The 18,535-nt window shown below is 64.9% G+C and carries 19 protein-coding genes and 1 pseudogene; 7 read left to right on the forward strand and 13 right to left on the reverse strand.

The genetic code is table 11. The features are described 5' to 3' along the window. Positions 1-151 precede the first annotated feature (151 nt). Positions 152-703, reverse strand: a complete 552-nt coding sequence (locus ATJ78_RS02430) for a hypothetical protein (RefSeq protein ID WP_098406148.1) — start codon at positions 701-703, stop codon at positions 152-154. 38 nt (positions 704-741) lie between these two features. Between ATJ78_RS02430 and ATJ78_RS02435 the strand changes: the two genes are divergently transcribed. After that, on the forward strand, positions 742-1,938 hold the full coding sequence (locus ATJ78_RS02435) for an MFS transporter (RefSeq protein ID WP_245836173.1): 1,197 nt from the start codon (positions 742-744) through the stop codon (positions 1,936-1,938). A gap of 23 nt (positions 1,939-1,961) precedes the next feature. Here the strand turns inward: ATJ78_RS02435 and ATJ78_RS02440 are convergent, their stop codons facing one another. The 11 genes and pseudogenes from ATJ78_RS02440 to ATJ78_RS02500 form a co-directional block, all read right to left on the reverse strand. Next, a complete protein-coding gene (locus tag ATJ78_RS02440; RefSeq protein ID WP_098406150.1) occupies positions 1,962-2,417 on the reverse strand; it encodes a hypothetical protein in 456 nt (151 codons plus the stop codon). A 120-nt stretch (positions 2,418-2,537) separates the two neighbouring features. Continuing rightward, a pseudogene (locus ATJ78_RS02445) lies at positions 2,538-3,173 on the reverse strand (recombinase family protein). Between the two features lie 80 nt (positions 3,174-3,253). Next, positions 3,254-4,198 carry a cation diffusion facilitator family transporter gene (locus ATJ78_RS02450; RefSeq protein ID WP_434061480.1) on the reverse strand — a complete coding sequence of 315 codons (945 nt, stop codon included), beginning with the start codon at positions 4,196-4,198 and terminating at the stop codon, positions 3,254-3,256. A gap of 104 nt (positions 4,199-4,302) precedes the next feature. Beyond that, on the reverse strand, positions 4,303-4,671 hold the full coding sequence (locus ATJ78_RS02455) for an ArsR/SmtB family transcription factor (protein WP_211288415.1): 369 nt from the start codon (positions 4,669-4,671) through the stop codon (positions 4,303-4,305). A 47-nt stretch (positions 4,672-4,718) separates the two neighbouring features. Continuing rightward, entirely contained in the window at positions 4,719-5,159 is a 441-nt protein-coding gene (locus tag ATJ78_RS02460) for a DUF305 domain-containing protein (RefSeq protein WP_098409162.1), read from the reverse strand. Between the two features lie 35 nt (positions 5,160-5,194). Then, positions 5,195-5,599, reverse strand: coding sequence for a four-helix bundle copper-binding protein (locus ATJ78_RS02465; RefSeq protein ID WP_098406153.1), 405 nt, complete (start codon positions 5,597-5,599; stop codon positions 5,195-5,197). A 106-nt stretch (positions 5,600-5,705) separates the two neighbouring features. Beyond that, on the reverse strand, positions 5,706-5,945 hold the full coding sequence (locus tag ATJ78_RS02470) for a hypothetical protein (protein WP_098406154.1): 240 nt from the start codon (positions 5,943-5,945) through the stop codon (positions 5,706-5,708). Continuing rightward, the gene (locus ATJ78_RS02475; protein WP_098406155.1) at positions 5,945-6,289 is read right to left on the reverse strand and encodes a single-stranded DNA-binding protein; all 345 of its coding nucleotides are present in this window, start codon (positions 6,287-6,289) and stop codon (positions 5,945-5,947) included. The genes ATJ78_RS02470 and ATJ78_RS02475 overlap by 1 nt, the downstream gene beginning before the upstream one ends. Before the next feature lie 18 nt (positions 6,290-6,307). Then, positions 6,308-6,673 carry a M23 family metallopeptidase gene (locus ATJ78_RS02480; protein ID WP_098406156.1) on the reverse strand — a complete coding sequence of 122 codons (366 nt, stop codon included), beginning with the start codon at positions 6,671-6,673 and terminating at the stop codon, positions 6,308-6,310. Between the two features lie 774 nt (positions 6,674-7,447). Next, on the reverse strand, positions 7,448-7,822 hold the full coding sequence (locus ATJ78_RS02490) for a hypothetical protein (protein WP_098406158.1): 375 nt from the start codon (positions 7,820-7,822) through the stop codon (positions 7,448-7,450). A gap of 528 nt (positions 7,823-8,350) precedes the next feature. Continuing rightward, positions 8,351-8,812: a MarR family winged helix-turn-helix transcriptional regulator gene (locus tag ATJ78_RS02500; RefSeq protein WP_169923366.1), complete on the reverse strand. Its 462-nt coding sequence runs from the start codon at positions 8,810-8,812 to the stop codon at positions 8,351-8,353. 15 nt (positions 8,813-8,827) lie between these two features. Here ATJ78_RS02500 and ATJ78_RS02505 point away from each other — a divergent pair, with 15 nt between their 5' ends. The 6 genes from ATJ78_RS02505 (at position 8,828) to ATJ78_RS02530 (ending at position 14,736) form a co-directional block, all read left to right on the forward strand. Then, a complete protein-coding gene (locus ATJ78_RS02505; protein ID WP_098409163.1) occupies positions 8,828-9,262 on the forward strand; it encodes an SgcJ/EcaC family oxidoreductase in 435 nt (144 codons plus the stop codon). Positions 9,263-9,395: 133 nt separating this feature from the next. Next, a complete protein-coding gene (locus ATJ78_RS02510) occupies positions 9,396-10,817 on the forward strand; it encodes a GH1 family beta-glucosidase (protein ID WP_098406160.1) in 1,422 nt (473 codons plus the stop codon). A 3-nt stretch (positions 10,818-10,820) separates the two neighbouring features. Beyond that, complete coding sequence (locus ATJ78_RS02515; RefSeq protein WP_098406161.1) at positions 10,821-12,047, forward strand: MFS transporter; 1,227 nt, start codon at positions 10,821-10,823, stop codon at positions 12,045-12,047. A 130-nt stretch (positions 12,048-12,177) separates the two neighbouring features. Continuing rightward, positions 12,178-12,717: a DinB family protein gene (locus ATJ78_RS02520; protein WP_098406162.1), complete on the forward strand. Its 540-nt coding sequence runs from the start codon at positions 12,178-12,180 to the stop codon at positions 12,715-12,717. Positions 12,718-12,952: 235 nt separating this feature from the next. Continuing rightward, complete coding sequence (locus ATJ78_RS02525; RefSeq protein WP_098406163.1) at positions 12,953-13,390, forward strand: YciI family protein; 438 nt, start codon at positions 12,953-12,955, stop codon at positions 13,388-13,390. A 92-nt stretch (positions 13,391-13,482) separates the two neighbouring features. Continuing rightward, entirely contained in the window at positions 13,483-14,736 is a 1,254-nt protein-coding gene (locus ATJ78_RS02530) for an RNA polymerase sigma factor (RefSeq protein WP_098409164.1), read from the forward strand. 165 nt (positions 14,737-14,901) lie between these two features. Here ATJ78_RS02530 and ATJ78_RS02535 read toward each other — a convergent pair whose 3' ends face one another. Further along, positions 14,902-18,447: a proline dehydrogenase family protein gene (locus ATJ78_RS02535; RefSeq protein WP_098406164.1), complete on the reverse strand. Its 3,546-nt coding sequence runs from the start codon at positions 18,445-18,447 to the stop codon at positions 14,902-14,904. Between the last annotated feature and the right edge of the window lie 88 nt (positions 18,448-18,535).

The following is an 18,535-nucleotide window of genomic DNA, read 5'->3' on the forward strand; positions in this document are numbered from 1 at the left end:
CGAACCCCCGTGCTAAGGCCCGAAAATCGTTGGCATCTCAAGGATCGGGACGCGCGGAAATCGCCCTGTTCAGATTCTGTCCAGTCGATAACGCGATCGTGATCAAAACGAGACATAACGCACCCGTAACCTCAGGTTTCCTCTGTCACAATCACGGGTTCTCGTAAACGCCTCCGTTCAGAAGACCCACGAAGACGACGCCTGCGAGAACGTAGGGCACGACCCCGAGCATGACCATGCGCGGCGGCCGGAACCACCGCACGCGCACGGTGGCGACGACGCAGATCCACGCCGTCAGCGGCATCCACAGTGCTCCTGCCCAGAACCGGGGCGACGCGATCTGCTCAACGATGGCCGCGCCCCAGGCGGCGTCTGCGTCGCCATGCGGAATCACGATCGCCACCACGACGATCACAAACTCGACAATCGTGACGATGCCGACGACAGGAGCGATCCACCAGTGCAGCATGGGCCGTCCCTCAGCCGTTCGCCACGTCACGAGCCACGAGAACGCGCCGACGACGAGCGCGCCGAGAACCGCCCAGGTGACCGCGGCGGCAATGCGCTCACCGAGAGCGAGCTCCGTGGACAGTGCACGGTAGACGATGCCGGCCAGTACGTGAGTAACGAGCAGGTAGAGAGGCACGGTGCCGATCGACACACCCGTACGCACCCACGGGTCTCGCTCGAGCACACTGGCCATGGGCTCAGAATATGCACGGGTGCTCTAATGTTGTCTGGGTGCCCGAAGAAACTCGCTTTCCCTGGGTCGGTCTTCTCACCCTCGCCGGCGCGATCTTCGTCTCGGTGACGAGCGAGTTTCTGCCGACAGGGCTCCTGCCCGACATGGCCCGGGACCTCGACGTCAGTCTGTCGACGGCGGGACTGCTCGTGACGGTCTTCGCGGGGACAGTGGTTGTCGCGACGACTCCGCTCGCGGCGATTACGCGCAACATGTCGCGCAAGGCCCTCGTCGTGGTTGTTCTGCTCGTCATCGCCCTCGCCAACGTGCTCGCCGCCATCGCTCCGAGCTATGAGCTTCTCGTCGGAGCCCGCATTCTGGGCGGGCTGGCTCACGGCCTGTTCTGGGCGGTCGTCGCAGCGTACTCAGCGCACCTCGTGCCGCCGCACCAGCTCGGCCGCGCCGTAGCCATCACCTCGGGCGGCGGCTCAGCCGCATTCGTTCTCGGCGTACCCGTCGGCACAGCGCTCGGTCACACGCTCGGCTGGCGCGCGGCGTTTCTCATCATCGGCGGCATTGTCGTCGTGCTCGCGCTCGTCGTCATCAAGTTTCTTCCCGCCGTGCGGCACCAGGTTCCGCTGCGCACGGGCGAGATCCCCATTCCGGCGCGTCGAGATCGCAGCCTGCCCGGCGTAATCATCGTGTGCATCGTGATTCTGCTCGTGCTCACGGCGCACAACACCTTCTACACGTACATCGCGCCCTGGCTCGTGAGCGAAGCTGGGTTCCCCGCCGACAGCGTCGCGTTTCTGCTCTTCCTGTTCGGCGGCGCCGGTGCCGTCGGTCTCGTGATCGCCGGGTTCACCACCGATCGCTTTCCCAAGCGCGGCTTCGCCATCGCCGTGCTGTCGCTCATGGCCGCGATCACGGTGCTTGCCGCGCTTACCTCGAACCAGGCCGTCGTCACGGTGGCCTTCGTGGTCTGGGGTGTCACGTTCGGCGGCATTCCGGCAATGCTTCAGACCCGGATGCTGCACACCGCGTCGTTCCGCCTCCGTGATCTCGCCGCCGCTCTGCAGACCACGGCGTTCAACGTCGGCATCGGCGGTGGCGCGCTGCTCGGCGCTGTCATTCTCGACGGCACGAGCCTGAGCGCGCTACCCATTGCGGCGCTCGTGCTCTTCGGCGTCGGCCTCGCGCTCAGCATCGCGACGGATGCGCTCCGGGTCGCGCGTGCCCGTCGGTCGCTGAGCTGACCTCAGTCGCTCTCGCGCATGGATCATGCAGAGTAGCTGATCCACTCCTTGATCTTTTCAAGGCATGTTCTGAACGTCGGCTCGTCTGATTGCGTCAGGAGATTAAGTAACTCAAGAACCTCGTAGCGCTGTCGCCGCGTTCCGGCACTAGGAAATTCGCTCCCATACTGGATCCAATGCGCATCTTCACGTTGCTGCACCAGGACGTTGCCCAGAAACACCGCAGCCGAGTTCTCCAGTCCCCGAGAGCGAATCTCATCACCCTGTCCTCGGATATGGCTCGCACAAGCGCCGATGTCTGATGCCAGAGAGCGCGGATCGGTTCCCAGCTCTGCGCACAACGTAACGAACGCCTCATACCCGGTGAGATGCCGAACCATGTTCGGCCGCGAACTATCTTCAGGCAGGTAGGCCGCATACCCCTGCGCTATCTGAGGCACCGAAGAGTAAGACGGCTCCGGGAAAATTGGCATGTCCATGTACTTCGAACTTATGTCAGGGCAATCCAGAAGAATATCGGTGTTTCTCCCGGCTATTCGAGTGTGCCGTACGCTTCGCGCACGGCAGGGGCTCGGTATCCGGAAGGAACACCTGTGCTCTCATCGAGAGCCAGCAGCCCCAAGAGCACGACGGACGCTTGATGCCCCCGCTCCCAGCACGTGCGCGATGTGTGCGTAGCTCTGGTTCTCGGCCCGCATGCGCTCGGCGGCGTCGATGCGATCGGGTGTCATCACTGTGGGACGTCCGCCGATCCTTCCCTGGCTTCTCGCGTAGTCCAAGCCGCGCCGGGTTGTTTCTCGGATGCCGTCTACGCGCAGCTGCGCGGAGACGGCGTTGATGCTGAATAGCGCGCGCCCCATCGGCGTTGTCGTGTCGAATGCCGGCTCGGTGAGGCTGCGCAGGTCTATGCCTCGTCAGCCGAGTTCTGCGACTATCTCGATCGCCATAACCTCGCTGCCGGCGATGCGGTCGAGGCCACGGACAACGAGGATGTCACCGCCGCGCAGATTGTCCATGCAGGCAAGCCACTGCGGGCGATCTGCGACCCTGCTCGACTCACCATGATCGATGAACACGCGGTGCGCTCCGGCTGCGCGAAGCTCGGCCTCTTGCGCAGCTGGGTTCTGATCGCGGGTCGATACCCGGGCGTATCCAACGCTGTTGGTCATGCCGAAAACGCTACCGCCAGGATTCCGGCGCGAATTGGTTTCGGTGGGGTGTTCCGGCGCACTCATCCTCGGCGTGTCGCAGCACGCAAATGATGCCTGCAAAGGTGCACCGGAAACGATCGTTTTTGGGCGGAAGGTGTGGTCGATCAGAGATGCCGGCGATGATCGGCATCTTCTGGCAAAGAGCCGGGAGAAGTTGTCGGTCGAGGCGTGATTTTGATGTCGTCGAGGTTCGGAATTGCATGCCTTAGGGCGTTTTGAGCGAGAGTGGCAATTTGGTCGGCCTCGGTGAGCGTGACGACACTGGTGGTGATCGTTGCGTTGCCGCTGAGGCGGTGTCCGATCCAGCGCAATTGGAGGCGCTCGATGCCTTCAATGCCGGGTGTGTCGTGCAGCGCATGCTCGGCTCTGTGCAGGAGGCCTGGTTCGATTCCGTCCATGAGGCGGCGGCCGAGGCTGCGCACTGTTCCCCAGAGCAAGACGATGATGGCAGCCGAGATGAGCAGGCCGACAATTGGGTCTGCCAGGGGGAAACCGATCATGACACCGAAGCCGCCGATGACCACGGCGAGGGATGTGAAGCCGTCGATGCGTGCGTGCACCCCGTCGGCGACAAGGGCGGCGGAGCCGATTCTTTGACCGACGCGGATGCGGTAGATGGCGACGGCTTCATTGCCGGCGAACCCGATCAGCCCAGCGATGACGACCCACCAGAGGTTGTGCACGGGTTGTGGATGGAAAAAACGGTCGATGGATTGCCATGCGGCAACGATCGCGGAGATGGCGACCACGGCGATGATGAACAGACCGGCGAGGTCCTCAGCTCGGCCGTAGCCGTAGGTGTAGCGGCGGTTCGCAGCTCGGCGGCCGAGAATGAATGCGATCCATAGCGGTACAGCAGTGAGCGCGTCCGCGAAGTTGTGTACGGTGTCAGCGAATAGGGCGATCGAGCCGGAGAAGACAGTGACGACGAGCTGAAGCACCGTGGTGACCAGCAGTATGCCCATGCTGATCTTGAGGGCGCGCACTCCCTCAGTCGACGCTTCCAGCGCGTCGTCGATGGAGTCGGCGGCGTCATGCGAATGCGGCACGAACAGGCCATACAAAAAACCTTTGAACCCCGTCGGATGCGTATGCCCATGCCCGTGGTCGTGGTCGTGGTCGAAAGCATGCTCGTGGTCGTGCGAGTGGGCACTCACGAGCGCTCGCCTGTCTGCACGTGGTGGTGGCGCGGAACACCGCCGAGGGAATGTTCGGCTTGGAAGATGGCGTCTGAGACGAGCTGCCGGGCATGCTCATTCTCCAACCGATAGAACACTCGCTGCCCGTCCTGCCGAGTAGACAAGATTCGGGCAAGCCTCAGCTTGGCTAGGTGCTGTGACACGGCCGACGGCGGCTTATCCAAAATGTCGGCCAGGTGGTTCACCGACAACTCATCGACATCACGGAGCGCGAGGATTATTCGCACCCGCGTCGCGTCCGCGAGCATCGAAAACACCTCGACAGCGAGTTCCACATACTGACTATCGACCTCACGACCGCATATCGGCTTATCTGCATCCATACGCAGATGATAATGCAAAAACGGAGTGCGGTCGCTCCCGAGGAACGCTAGTACCGCTCGAGAATGCGCTTCATCTGATCGATCTCCTCCTGCTGAGACTTGATGATCGTGTCACACAACTTCTCGATTTCCGGGTCGCTGATGTCGGATTCTTGGCAGACGAGGATCGCGCGAGAGTGATGCGGGATCATCGCTTTCAGGAAACCCTCGTTGCCGACGAAGGTTTCGGCGCGGCCCATGAAGAACGCAGCAATGAAGACGACGACGAACCCAGCGATGAGCGCGATCTTCAGCTTCTTGTTCTTGAACATCCCCCACATCACGACCAGCATCACGATCGCCATGGGGCACACCATCATCAAGGCCATGTAGCCATTGCTGATATTGAAGTAGAAGTCGCCGATGACGTTGATCATCGAGAAGGTCAGCAGGTACATAATGACGAAGCTCACGACGAGGGTGATGCCCAGCTTGAGGTAGTTGGACATTCCCTTCCGTCGCGGCTTCGTGTGGTGCTGCTCGCTCACAGCTTCGCGATCACGTCGGCGCACGCCTGCTCGCACTGGCGGCAGGCATCGGCGCAGATCTTGCAGTGGTCGTGCATCTGGGCGTGGCTCTCGCACTCGTCGCCGCAGCTCTTGCACGCCGCCTGGCAGGCTTCCAGAGTGACGCGGGTGATGTTGGCGTCATACCCGGTATGGCGAGAGAGAACGTTCCCCGTTGTTGTACAGAGGTCGGCGCAGTCGAGGTTAGTGCGGATGCATTTGGTGAGCTCGGTCACCCCGTCCTCACTGAGGCAGGCGTCGGCACAGGCCACACAGGTCTGTTCGCACTCACGACACGCTGCAATGCATTTGCTCAGGGCTGCCTGGTCGACTCCTCCGAGGTCTTTCGGGTAGGAGTCGAGCATTTGATCGATAACGTGCATGATTCGTCTTCCTTACCGTGTAGCTGTCACCTAATGCCCACACGGTATAGCGGTCGCGACGAAGCAAGAAAGGGGGTTGCATCAACGCTGGAGCAACCAGCAACCCTCAGCAAGGCATATTGAGGAACACGGCGGCCAGGGTCGCGATTAGCGAGACCACCAGTGCGACTACTCCGATGTTGCGGGCAACCGTTTGGCGATCGCGGCGGCGCCAGAGGAACCAGAGCACCCCGGCGATGAGGGCGATGATCCAAGCGACAATCGCGATCCCCGTTGCCGCGGTGAGTAAGGCATCTGCCAGAAACGGCGGTGTGCAGGGCTTTGCGTCGAGTCCGTCGAGCCTCATCAGTTGGTACTGCTGTCCGCATCCAGCCGACGGGGGATGATGCCGAAGCGTTCGGCCCGGATCACGCGGCCGAATTTGCGGTCGTCCTCCGCTCCCCATGATTCGCTGCGTTCTTTGCCGTAGACGATCGCCCCGTCACCTTTCGAGAGGTTCGCCGCTGCGCTTTTGCTCAGCTCGAACCACGCTTCGATGAAGTGTGTTGTGGGGGTGTCGTCATCAACCCATTCGCCGCCTCGGTAGCTGCGGGTGTTCTCGATCACCCGGAACTTCGTAACCTCGGCCTTCCCGGCCTGCTCAACCGTGAGGTCGGCGGCGAGGTTTCCCCAGATGGTTCGTTCTGCCATGGTTTCTTCTCCTTCTCATTAGGTGCGGGTGCACCATTCAGCGGGGCACAGTTCGATCCCGAACAGTGCCATGAAGTCGGCCGGGTCCACGTATCCAGCGGGGCCGTCGATCGTTTGCGCCTGCGGCAGGCTGTTTACCTGCGCGTTGCTGCTGGCGGCTACGTTGATGCGCAGATCGAGGTGGCATCCGGTGGCCGGGGCCACGTCCCCGACTTTCGCGATCTGCTGCCCGGCCTGTACGACATCGCCCACGTCCACGGAGCGATCGGCCTTGTATGTGTGCAGGTAGGAGATAACGAACCCGTCAGGGTGAGTGACCGAGAGCCAGAGCTTTTCCGATTTCGTGACGACTCCGGGAAGCACGGCGTAAACCGGTCGCCACACTGGCCTACCAGGTCAACGGCCGGGTGCCACGAGCTGGCACCCGGTGTCGATGATGTGCGCGGCCCGTAGCCGCTGGTCTGCATGTACGGCTGATCGAGCGGGTAGACAGCTGCACCGCAGCTGCCAGAGCCGAGGCCAGCCACCACGGCCTGCGCCGGCTCCCAGTACTTCGTGTAGTGGTCAGGGTCCGCGTTGACCTGCACGGTGTGAGCGACCGCCGTGGGCTCCATGGTTTCCCAGCCCTCGACGGTGACCATCTTTGAGTAGAAGAGAGTCGCTGCCGTTGTGGGGTCCATGCGTTCCGCGCGGCTGCCCCAGTTGTCGCGCTGCTGGAACAGCCCGAGAGAATCGGGGCCAGCTGCGTCGCCATGGTCGAGGTTCTTCAGCGAGGATTCGCCCATGGCTGTCATGACGCCGATCTGCTGCGCGCGCCGGTTCAGGCCCATGGCCGTAGCAGCGTTCATGATGAGCGCGGCGTTACTGAGCTGGTGGAGACCATCAGGACGGTGCCGATCAAGCCGCCGATAATGACGATGATCGCACCGGGTGTCAGGCCGACGGCTAGCATGTCTTCTTGCTTTCTAGTTAGCTTTCTCGCTTTCTAGAAAGTAAGACAGCCAGCCGCTTCTCAGTTTCACCGGGTTTATTCGGGCCAGCTGTAGAGAGCTTCGGTGGCCGCGATCTTCGGAGTTCCCTCAGCGGCAGTGATGCTCGTTTCCTTTGAGTCGGCTCCGCTTAGTCTCCCGGCTGCGTCTGATATTCCCGGCGAGGCTGTTAAACGCTGGCCTTCTCGCGATCTTCGAGCAGCTGGTAGACACGGCCTCGGGTGACGCCAAGCAGGGCGGCGATGTCGATCGCGCTCAGTGCGTAGACCTCGCGGAGTCGTCGCGCCGCTGCACGACGGTCGTGCGCTGCGCGCGCGATTGCTTCCTGGGCCTCACGGTCGAGTCGTGCCGCTTCGTCGAGTTGCGCGGCAACGTCGGCGGGCTTTTCGATCTGTACGGCCACGTCGAAGCTGTCGGGCTCGACGTCTTCCATCGTTGCGATGAGGTCGCGGCCCATGTACTCAACTTCGCTCAGTGCGCGCGCCTGTGTGCGGTGATCAATGGAGAGCACGTCGATGATCCACCAGCGGCCCTCGCGGGTCACGCTGAGCTGATAGGTTGTGCGGCTCGTCGCTTCCCCCTCACTTCCACTCGTTCGGGACGAACCCGATTACCTTTTCGATAGTTCGCAGAGCTCCGGGAGAAATCCTGTTAGGCCGGGGGATCGGGATGGATCGAGCGCCGGACTTGCCCCCACTTCGTGTGGCCGCCCTTCTCACTTTGCACCGTGTATTCCCGCTCACGCAGGAACCGCTCGACCTCACTCCGCTTCGATTCCTCCACGACGTTAGTACACCCGCCCCTATACATCAATGTCTAGCGCACCTAGACATCCTTCTACCTGTCTTCTGTCGTGAACGCTTCTCCGCAGAGTCCGCAGATGACCGGGCCCGCGTCGAGAACGGTGATGCTCTGATCTTGCGGTCGCAGCTGCATGATGCTGCCGCGCCGTTGTTGTTGATTGTTCGGCCTTCTGCGTCGCGGCTCTCGTGCTGTTCGGCGTCGGTCTCGCGCTCAGCATCGCGACGGATGCGCTCCGGGTCGCGCGCGCCCGTCGGTCGCTGAGCTGACCTCAAGCGCTCTCGCGGACCGCACGCGCCGCGTTCGAGTACGCCTCGGCCGCCGCCGTGACGTAGCGCTCAACGCCTGAACGCTGCTCCTCGCTCATCGCTTCGAGAGCCGCGGCAATCGGTTCTCGAACGGCGTCCAGCACTGTCGCGAGATCGCCGGGGAGATGCCCCGTGTGTTCGACCACGGCTCGTCGCCGGTCGGCAGGGTCCTCCCGGCGTCGAGCGATTCCGGCGTCGATGAGGCGGTCGACGAGGCGAGAGGTCGCCGCAAGCGAGAGCCCCAGCCGACGAGCGAGTTCGCTGCTCGGCATTGGTCCGTCGAGCCCCAGCAGGTTGCTCGCCTGGTAATCGACGCCCGCGAGACCGACGGAATCCGCGGCGGCCTCGTGGAACAGGGTCAGTGCCGCGAGATACCGGCGGTAGGCGGCAGCATCGACGGGCTCTTGTGCTTTACTTGCATTCATGCAACTATTGCCTCCATGCAAGCAAGTATAGAACATGCTCTTGACCGGATGGTCGCCGCGTGGAACGCGGGAGACGCTCGCGCTTACGCAGACCAGTTCACCGAGCACGCGACGTACGTGATCTTCGCCGGGTCGACCAGCATCGGCCGAGAGGCGATTCGGCGTGATCATGAGCCGGTGCTCTCGCGCTTTCAGAAAGGGAGCCGCATGCGCGTCTCTGTGACGAACGTGCGATACATCGGTGACGACGTCGCGCTCGTACTCACGGAGGGCGGCGTCGGAACCGGCAGGCGCGTACCGCTCGACAAGGTGCAGTCGTTCGTGTTCCGTCGCCAGTCCGACGGGGGCTGGCTCTGCGAAGCATTTCAGAACACGAAGAAGCACCGCTTGATGATGTGGCTCTTTGCGCGAAGCACGCGCGAGACCGCGCCGACCCTACAGCCGCACTGAACTCTGCGGTCGTTCTGCATCGCCGCGGCGTGACAGCACGACCGCAGATGACAGATGCGCGTGCCACGTGACCGGCCCCACAACACCGGGGCATACTTGAGGCAGCAGACAACGCCGTCAGCACAGGAGTCCTATGCCAGCCCTCACTCCCCCAGTCACCGCCGATGCCCTCACCCTCGCACACCGCATTCCGCCCGGCTTCGTGATGGGCACGGCAACAGCGGCCGCACAGATCGAAGGCATGCGCACGTCAGCCGGCCGCAGCGTCTGGGATGACTTCGCCGCGCAACCCGGTCACGTTCTCGACGGTAGCGATACGTCGGTGACGTGCGATCACGTGCACCGCTATGCCGACGACGTCGCGCTCATGAGCGAGCTCGGCATTGACGCGTACCGCTTCTCATTCGCGTGGCCGCGACTGCAGCCCGGTGGCACGGGAGCGCTCGATCCGAGCGGCGTCGACTTCTACGACCGGATGCTGGATGAGCTCGCCGCGCACGGCATCGCAGCGTTCGCCACGCTCTACCACTGGGATACGCCGTCAGAGCTCGGCGGCTGGCTCGACCGCGATACGGCACTGCGGTTCGGCGACTTCGCGAGTCTCGTCGGCGAGCGCTTCGCCGACCGCGTGAGCCACTGGATCACGCTCAACGAACCAGCGACGGTGACTCTCAACGGCTACGCTCTCGGCATCCATGCACCGGGCGAGGCACTGCTCTTCGATGCGCTGCCCACCGTGCATCATCAGCTGCTCGGGCATGGCCTGGCCGTGCAAGCGCTGCGAGCAGCATCCGTTCCCGGCCGCATCGGCATCACCAACTCGCACACGCCCGTGCAGCCGGCGACCGAATCGGCCGAGGATGCTGTCATGGCGCAGCTGTTCGACATGGTGCACAACCGCGTCTTCGCCGAGCCCGTGCTGCTCGGCCGCTACCCCGACGCGCCGGCCGAGCTCGAGGCGATGTTCGGCGCACTCGGCAACACAGACGCGGCGGACCTTGCGACGATTCACCAGCCGCTCGACTTCTACGGCCTCAACTACTACATGCCGTCGCGCATCGCCGCTGGCCCCGGTAGCGGCGACAGCCCCGACGGCAGCGCCGAGGCGATGAGCGACCTCCCGTTTCACCTCGTAGACATCGACGAATACCCGCGCACGGGCTTCGGCTGGCCCATTGCGCCGGAGCACCTTGGCACCGCGCTGGGCGAGCTGCGCGACCGATACGGCACGGCGCTCCCGCCGGTGTACATCACCGAGAACGGCGCGAGCTTCGCCGATGACGTCGCGGCAGACGGCACCGTGCACGACCCGGAGCGCGTCGCCTTCATCGCGCAGCACCTCAACGCGGCGCTCGACGCGGTCTCGCCCGGCGGTGTGGCCGAGGGCGTCGACCTGCGCGGCTACTTCGTCTGGTCGCTGCTCGACAACTGGGAGTGGGCGGCCGGCTTCACGCAGCGCTTCGGCCTCGTTCACGTCGACTTCGACACACTCGAGCGCACCCCGAAGTCGTCGTTCCGATGGCTGCGCGAGGTGCTCGCGGCGCGCAAGGCGTAGACCATGATGCCGGATGCCGCGAGCACACCGCTCGCCGAACCGACAAAGCGCGTCGGCATGGCGTGGCTTCTCGCGTTCGCCCTCGCCTGGTTCGGATTCTGGCTGCTCATCGTGCTGCCGGGGCAGTTCATGGTGCTCAAGCTCGCAAGCGTTCTCGACCCGGTCGGCAAAGTCGCGTCGAGCTCGTTCATGATCGCCGAGATGTCGCTCGTCATCGTGGTGTCGGTTCCGTTCATCGGCGTCGCGTGCGACCGCACCCGCACGCGCTTCGGGCGTCGCCGCGCATGGATTCTCGGCGGCTTCGTCACGGCGACCGCGCCCTTCGCGTTCGTGGGCGCGCAAGCATCCTGGCCCCTTGCCGCTTTGCTGCTCGGCGTCGTCTCGCTCGGGCAGGCCGCGGTGCTCGTCGCGCTCTCTGCCGTGATCGCCGACCAGGTGCCGCGCGAGCAGCGGGGGCGCGCTTCTGCAGCCATGGGCGTTCCGCAGGTGATCGCGCTCGCGGGCGGCATGGTCGTTGTCACGATGCTCGTCACCGACGTGGCGCAGAGCTGGTTCGTGATCGCCATTCTCGCCCTCGCGTCGAGTGTGCCGTTCCTCGTGATCCTGCGCGACACTGAGCCCGGCCCGCTCCTGCCGCGGGCACGATTCCGGATGCTGCGGCGCAGCGACCTGCGCGGCTACCACGACTTCTCGTGGGCGATGCTGTCGCGCGTGCTCATCAACGCGGGCAACCTCACCGGCACGACGTACCTGCTGTACTTCCTCGCCGACGTGCTGAAGGTGCCGAACCCTGACGAAGCGCTCACGACGCTGATCTTCGTATACCTCGGAGCGTGCGCCGCGGCATCGTGGCTGAGCGGCATTCTGTCTGATCGATGGCGCATGCGGCGGCACTTCGTCGCGGCCTCGGCGGCGCTGCAGGCGGCCGCAGCGCTGTGCCTCGCGTTCGTGCCCACGTGGGAGAGCGCGATGATCGCCGCCGTGCTGCTGGGCTTCGGCTTCGGCACGTTCCTCGCCGTCGACCAGGCGCTCATTACTGACGTGCTGCCGAATCCTGCCAGCCGTGCACGTGACCTCGGCATCATCAACTCGGCGCAGTACTTACCCGTAGCGCCGGTCGTCGGCTGGCTCGTTCTCGGTGTTGCGGGGTACAGCGAGCTCTACGCGGTCACGGCGGCGATCATCGTCACGGGCGGCATCGTGGTGTACCGCATCCGTGGCGTGCGCTGAGCCGCAGCGTGGCCACGCACGCACCCTGTCTCTTGATTGGGAGCCACGTTTGATCATCAGTCCGCATCGTGCAGACATCAAAGTTGGTCCCCCGATCTGGGACATGCTCCCGGCCCGTACACTCTGAAGCATGACCGTCATCGATGACCAGGGCCGCCCCGAACCTCCGATCGCCGCGAACGAAATCGAGACTCTCGTAGGGTTTCTCGAGTTTCACAGAGCCACGTTCGAGTGGAAGTGCGCGGGGCTCGACGCCGCGGGGCTGAGCGCCACGACAGCATCCTCGTCGATGACTCTCGGCGGCATGATGAAGCACCTCGCGCTCGTCGAGGACTCGTGGTTCTCGGAGCGCCTGCTCGGCAACGAGCCGGGCGCCGAGTGGATCGACGTCGACTGGAACGCCGATTACGACTGGGACTGGCACTCGGCCGCCGACGACAGCCCTGAGCGGCTGCGGCAGGTGTGGGCGGATGCTGTCACGCACTCGCGCGCCTGCGTCGCGGCGGCGCTGGAGCGCGATGGCCTCGACACGCTCGCTGTCACAGCGCTCGCTGACGGCACCCATGTCTCGCTGCGGTGGATGCTGGTGCACATGATCGAGGAGTACGCGCGCCACAACGGGCACGCCGACCTGCTGCGCGAGGCGATCGACGGCGAGACCGGCGAGTAGCTGCACGGCCGAGGTTCACGAGCTGTACCGCCAAGCGCTACGACGTTCGTCACCGCCTGCCGCCGTCTGAACTGCGCGGTCGTTCTGTAACGCCGCGGCGTTACAGAACGACCGCAGAGTTCAGCAATCAGCACAGCTTCAAAAACTTTTCTGCGCGATGTCGATTTACACGGTTGCCGTTCGACGACATAGTAAGAGGGGCCACGCGGCGTCCTCACAACATAAGGAGAGAACCGTGAAATACATGCTGATCATGCGCAACACTGACGATGCGGCGATCCACGAGTACGAGCAGACGAACTTCGAAGAGATCATCAATGCGATGGGTCGGTACAACGAGTCGATGATGAAGGCCGGCGTGCTGCTCGCCGGCGAAGGGCTCAGCGATGCCTCCGAGGGCTTCGTCGTCGACTTCGGCAGCGAGACGCCGATCGTCACCGACGGACCTTACGGCGAGACGCACGAGCTCTTCAACGGGTTCTGGATTATCGAGGTCGCGAGCAAAGAAGAAGCGGCGGAGTGGGCACGCCGCGCTCCGCTTGGCCGCGGAAGCAAGCTCGAGGTGCGTCGCGTCACCGACGAGAGCGACTTCGCCGACTACGAAGACAACGAGTTCGTGCAGAAAGAGAAGGGCTGGCGCGAAGAGCAGCAGAAGCGCGCGGCGCAGTCCTAGCGGCCCCGTCGCGGCCGAGCCATACCGGATCGTCGCGGCTGCACTTCACGGCGGCGGTTCGCGGCGTCGCGCGACAGCATCCTGTGACCATCATGACGACAGTTCAGAGCACACTCGATGTCACCTGGCGAATCGAGGGAGCTCACATCATCGCCGCGCTCGCTCGGTTCACCGGTGACATCGGGCGCGCCGAAGACCTCGCAAGTGACGCGAGCGTCGAGGCGCTCTCGACATGGCCGGATGCCGGTGTGCCACGTAACGCGGCGGCGTGGCTAACCGCCGTCGCGAAGCGTCGTGCGATCGACGCGTGGCGACGCGATGCGCGGCTCGCGGAGCGGTACGCCGCAATGGCACACGACCTTGACGAGGCCGAACGTCGTGATCCAACGGCCGAGTGGGAACCTGTCGACGACGACGTGCTGCGGCTCGTGTTCATCGCGTGCCACCCGGTGCTGTCGCGTGAATCGCAGGTGGCGCTCACGCTGCGCGTCGTGGGCGGTCTCACGACCACAGAGATCGGGCGGATGCTGCTCGCCCCCGTCGCGACGGTGCAGGCTCGCATTACTCGGGCGAAGCGCACGCTCAGCGAAGCGCGCGTTCCGTTCGAGTCACCGGATCCGGGTGAGCTGCGGGCACGACTCGGCGGAGTGCTGAGCGTCGTATACCTGATCTTCACCGAGGGGTATGCCGCGACCTCGGGAGACACGTGGATGCGCACCGATCTCGCGCGGGAGGCGCTGCGGCTCGGCCGCATCCTGTCTGGCCTCATGCCGCGCGAGCCCGAAGTTTTCGCTCTTGTCGCGCTCATGGAATTTCAGGCGTCGCGATTCGCGGCGAGAACGGATGCTGCCGGGCAGCCGATCCTGCTCGCAGACCAGAATCGGGCGCGGTGGGATCACGCGCAGATCCGCCGCGGAAGCGCCGCGCTCGCGCGGGCCGATGCTCTGGGGCACGGGCGCGGTGCGTATGCCCTGCAGGCGGCGATCGCCGAGTGTCACGCCGTGGCGCCGAGCGTCGAGGCGACCGACTGGGAGCGCATCGTGGTGCTGTACGAAGCGCTCGGCCGCCTTGCTCCGAATCCGATCGTCGACCTCAACCGCGCCGTCGCCGTGTCGAAGGCGACGGGCCCGGCGTCGGCGCTGCGCATTGTCGACGAACTCGTGGCGGCCGGCGCGCTGAAGGGCTCGCATCTGCTGCCGAGCGTGCGCGGCGAGTTGCTGCTGCAGTTGGGCCGACACGACGAGGCGCGGGCAGAGCTTGAGCGCGCGGCGTCACTCACGGGCAACGAGCGCGAGGCCGAGGTGCTGCGCGGCAAGGCGCAGCGTCTCGGCCCGGCGCACTCGTGAGGCGGCACTCATCGGCCGGAACGCGAGCGCCGAGCGTTCGTTTGACGAAGTTTGCTCTACAACCGCTCTCATAGAGCAAACTTCGTCAAACGAACTGCAAAGAGCTCTGCCTGACGCGCCACGCAGATCGCAGCGCTGCGCAGGCGAGCATAGCTCCGGGCGGGGCTAGATCACGCCGTCCGAGAGGGTACTCGGCGTTCCGAAGCGGTGCGCCGTGATCGACACAGCCTGCTCGTGCAAGTGCGGAAGCATCTCGACACGTCCCGCCGAGACCACCTCGCCCGCGTACACGGCGATGTCAGGCTTACCGTTCGCCGCCGCGAAGACCGCTGCGGCGTCAGCATCCCGAGACGCGCCAGCGACAACGCGAATGCGCGCACTGGCCGACGGGCCCTCCTGCGCCGCGAGACCGGCAACCCGCGAACGCCAGGCAGCGTCGTCTTCGAAGTGGATCGTCACTCCGGCGGCGCGCATGGCGTTCATGATCGGCTCCGGCAGAGCGATCGGTGTGCTGACGGTCGGCGTCGACTCTGCCGCAAGTCCCGCCGCGACCGCGCGCACCACGTGGTGCAGCGGGGCGTCTGCCACGACGCGAATCGTCACGGGAACGGGCAGGTAGCGCAGCATGTTGCGCTCCACGCCGAGCTGCGACGCGTCACGCGCGATGCCGAACTCGTCGTCCCACGCCTGAGCGTCGCTGCCGAGCGCCGCCGACAGCCAGGCAAGCTCGTCGCCCGCGACACCGGCGCGTTCCGCGGCGTTCAGCAGCGCTGCAGCTGCAGCACGTGGCGACCGCGAGGGCGCTGCGGGAGCAGCATCCGCCCAGTCAACGAGCCCGTGCAGGTAGTTCGGGCCACCCGCCTTGGTGCCGGCGCCGATCGCCGACTTCTTCCAGCCTCCGAACGACTGGCGGCGCACGATCGCTCCCGTGATGCCGCGGTTCGCGTAGAGGTTTCCGGCCTGAACGCGGTCGAGCCAACGCGCCAGTTCGTCGCTGTCGAGCGAGTGCAGGCCCGTCGTGAGGCCGTACTCGATGTCGTTGACGATGTCGATGGCCTCGTCGAGCGTGTCGGCGGTCATGATGCCGAGAATCGGCCCGAAGTACTCGGTGAGGTGGTACTCGGAGCCACGCTTCACGCCGTCGCGCACACCCGGGCTCCACAGCTTGTTCTCGCCGTTCTTGTCGAGCGCGAGCGGACTGTCGCTGTCGAGCGGCTCGGGCTTGATCGCCCAGCTCTCGCCGGGGCCGAGTGTGGTGAGACCGCGCAGCAGCTTGCCCTCGGGAGCCGCGATCACGGGGCCCATTTGCGTGTCGAGGTGCTCGGGCGTGCCGACCTTGAGCGACTGCACCGCGTCGAGAAGCTGGCTGCGGAATCGCTTGGATGTCGCGACAGAGCCCACGAGAATGACGAGGGATGCTGCCGAGCACTTCTGCCCCGCATGCCCGAACGCTGACTGCGCAACGTCTTTCGCCGCGAGGTCGAGGTCGGCGTTCGGCGTGACGATGATGGCGTTCTTGCCGCTCGTCTCCGCGAGGATTGGCAGGTCTTGCCGAAGCCCGCGGAACGTGGATGCTGTCTCGTAGGAGCCCGTGAGGATGAGCCGGTCGACACGCTCGTCGGCGACAAGCTTCGAGCCGAGAGAACGGTCGCCGAACTGCACGAGTTGCAGCACGTCGCGCGGAACGCCGGCCTCCCACAGCGCCTCCACCATGACGGCGCCGGTGCGCGCGGAGTTGGATGCCGGCTTGATAATCACCGACGAGCCGGACGCAAGGGCGGCGAGCGTGCCGCCCGCGGGAATGGCGATGGGGAAGTTCCACGGCGGGATCACGGCGACGAGCTTCTTCGACGTGTGCGTTGCGCCGTCGACCTGCTCGAGCTGCTGGCCGAGCATCGCGTAGTAGTTGGCGAAGTCGATCGCCTCTGAGACCTCGGGGTCACCCTGATCGAGGGTCTTCCCCGCCTCAGAGCCCGCGACCTCGAGCAGGTCGGCCCGGTGCTCTTCGAGCTTCTCACCCGCACGGTACAGAATGCGGGCACGCTCGTCGGCGCCCAGCGCCTGCCAGGCGTCGGCCGCCGCGACACCGCGCTCGATCGCGTCGTTGAGCGCGGCTTCGTCGTTGATGCGCGCCGCTTCAACAGCATCCGTTCCCAATGTCGACCCCGCCATGCGCTCTGCGATGGCGCGCCCCCACTCGCGGTTGCCGTCGAGGTCGGGGTCGGTGTCGGGCGTGTTGTCGAACTCGCCGGTGCGACCGGCGGCGATGCGCGCCTCGATACGGGCTTCCGCCCCGTCGGCGTCGTAGTAGCGGCGGTCTTGCTGGCGATTGGGCTTCGGCACGTCGAACGAGTCGACGTCGCCGTCACCCGTGATCGCCTCGAGGTCGTCGAGCGAGGCAAGGAAGCGCTGCTTCTCGCGCTCGAACAACGTCTCGCTGTCGTTGAGCTCGAAGACGGCAGACATGAAGTTCTCGTGGCTCGCGCCCTCTTCGAGGCGGCGGATCAGGTAGGCGATCGCCACATCGAACTCCTGCGGGTGCACGACGGGCGTGTAGAGCAGCAGCGATCCGACGTCGCGCTTCACGACCTCCGCCTGACCGGTCGCCATGCCGAGGAGCATCTCGAACTCGACGCCATCTTGCGCGCCTCGGTCCTTCGCGAGCAGCCACGCGAGCGCGACATCGAAGAGGTTGTGGCCGGCGACGCCGATACGCACGTTCTTCACGCGCTCCGGGTGCAGGGCGTAGTCGAGCACCGCCTTGTAGCTGGTGTCGGAGCCCTGCTTGGTGTCCCACGTGGCCGCGGGCCAGCCGTGAATCGCGGCGTCGACGTGCTCCATCGGCAGGTTGGCGCCCTTCACGACGCGCACCTTGATGGGCGCACCGCCGTCCGCCACGCGCTGGGCTGCCCACTCCTGCAGGTGCATCATGGCCCCGAGCGCATCCGGAAGGTATGCCTGCAGTACGATTCCCGCCTCGAGGTGCTTGAACTCAGGTCGGTTCAGGATGCCGGTGAAGACCGCGAGTGTCAGGTCGAGGTCTTTGTACTCCTCCATGTCGAGGTTGATGAACTTCTGCGGGCTGGCGTTCTTCGCCTGCTCGAGCAGCGGCGCGAGATGGTTCTGAATGCGCTCAACGGCTTCGTCGAACGCCCAGTGGTTGTGGGGCGCGACGGTCGACGACACCTTGATCGACACGTAGTCGACGTCGGAGCGCGCGAGCAGAGCCTTCGTGCCGGCGATGCGACGCTCGGCCTCATGCTCGCCGAGAATCGCCTCGCCAAGCAGGTTGATGTTGAGTTTGACGTCGTCTTTCTTGATCTTGGCGATCGCGGGGCCGAGCTTGGAGTCGGTCGCGTCGATGATGAGGTGGCTGACCATCTCGCGCAGCACCTTGCGGGCGATCGGAACGACAACGCCAGGCAGGGGTTTCGCGAAGGCGCCGCCAAGGCCGATGGCTCCGCGCAGCACGGCGGGGAGGAACTGCGGAGTAAGCGGCGTCAGTTCGGTGAGCTTCTTCGCGGCAGCGCGCAGGTCTTCGGGGCGCACGACTCCGTCGACGAACCCGACGGTGAAGTCGAGGCCGTTCGGGTCGCGCAGAACTCCAGCGAGACGCTCGGCCGACGCGTCGGCGGGAATGTCAGCGGATTCAGCAAGCCAACGCTTGACGAGGGCCACGGCCTCGTCGGCGAGGTCCTGGGGACGGGCCATGGATTGCGTGGCATTCGGTGAGGAAGTCTTGGCGGAACTCACGATGCGCCTTTCACGAGTGCGAGAGCAGCGATGCTCCATAGGGATA

The organism is Paramicrobacterium agarici, from assembly GCF_002563955.1.
In the GTDB taxonomy this organism is placed as follows: Bacteria; Actinomycetota; Actinomycetes; order Actinomycetales; family Microbacteriaceae; genus Paramicrobacterium; species Paramicrobacterium agarici.

Bases quoted from the DNA above. Each gene is read 5' to 3' on its own strand.
- ATJ78_RS02430 (WP_098406148.1), bottom strand. From the start codon at position 703: ATGGCCAGTGTGCTCGAGCGAGACCCGTGGGTGCGTACGGGTGTGTCG.
- ATJ78_RS02440 (WP_098406150.1), bottom strand. From the start codon at position 2,417: ATGGACATGCCAATTTTCCCGGAGCCGTCTTACTCTTCGGTGCCTCAG.
- ATJ78_RS02455 (WP_211288415.1), bottom strand. From the start codon at position 4,671: ATGGATGCAGATAAGCCGATATGCGGTCGTGAGGTCGATAGTCAGTAT.
- ATJ78_RS02460 (WP_098409162.1), bottom strand. From the start codon at position 5,159: ATGTCCAACTACCTCAAGCTGGGCATCACCCTCGTCGTGAGCTTCGTC.
- ATJ78_RS02465 (WP_098406153.1), bottom strand. From the start codon at position 5,599: ATGCACGTTATCGATCAAATGCTCGACTCCTACCCGAAAGACCTCGGA.
- ATJ78_RS02470 (WP_098406154.1), bottom strand. From the start codon at position 5,945: ATGAGGCTCGACGGACTCGACGCAAAGCCCTGCACACCGCCGTTTCTG.
- ATJ78_RS02475 (WP_098406155.1), bottom strand. From the start codon at position 6,289: ATGGCAGAACGAACCATCTGGGGAAACCTCGCCGCCGACCTCACGGTT.
- ATJ78_RS02500 (WP_169923366.1), bottom strand. From the start codon at position 8,812: ATGAATGCAAGTAAAGCACAAGAGCCCGTCGATGCTGCCGCCTACCGC.
- ATJ78_RS02505 (WP_098409163.1), top strand. From the start codon at position 8,828: ATGCAAGCAAGTATAGAACATGCTCTTGACCGGATGGTCGCCGCGTGG.
- ATJ78_RS02510 (WP_098406160.1), top strand. From the start codon at position 9,396: ATGCCAGCCCTCACTCCCCCAGTCACCGCCGATGCCCTCACCCTCGCA.
- ATJ78_RS02515 (WP_098406161.1), top strand. From the start codon at position 10,821: ATGATGCCGGATGCCGCGAGCACACCGCTCGCCGAACCGACAAAGCGC.
- ATJ78_RS02520 (WP_098406162.1), top strand. From the start codon at position 12,178: ATGACCGTCATCGATGACCAGGGCCGCCCCGAACCTCCGATCGCCGCG.
- ATJ78_RS02530 (WP_098409164.1), top strand. From the start codon at position 13,483: ATGACGACAGTTCAGAGCACACTCGATGTCACCTGGCGAATCGAGGGA.
- ATJ78_RS02535 (WP_098406164.1), bottom strand. From the start codon at position 18,447: ATGGCCCGTCCCCAGGACCTCGCCGACGAGGCCGTGGCCCTCGTCAAG.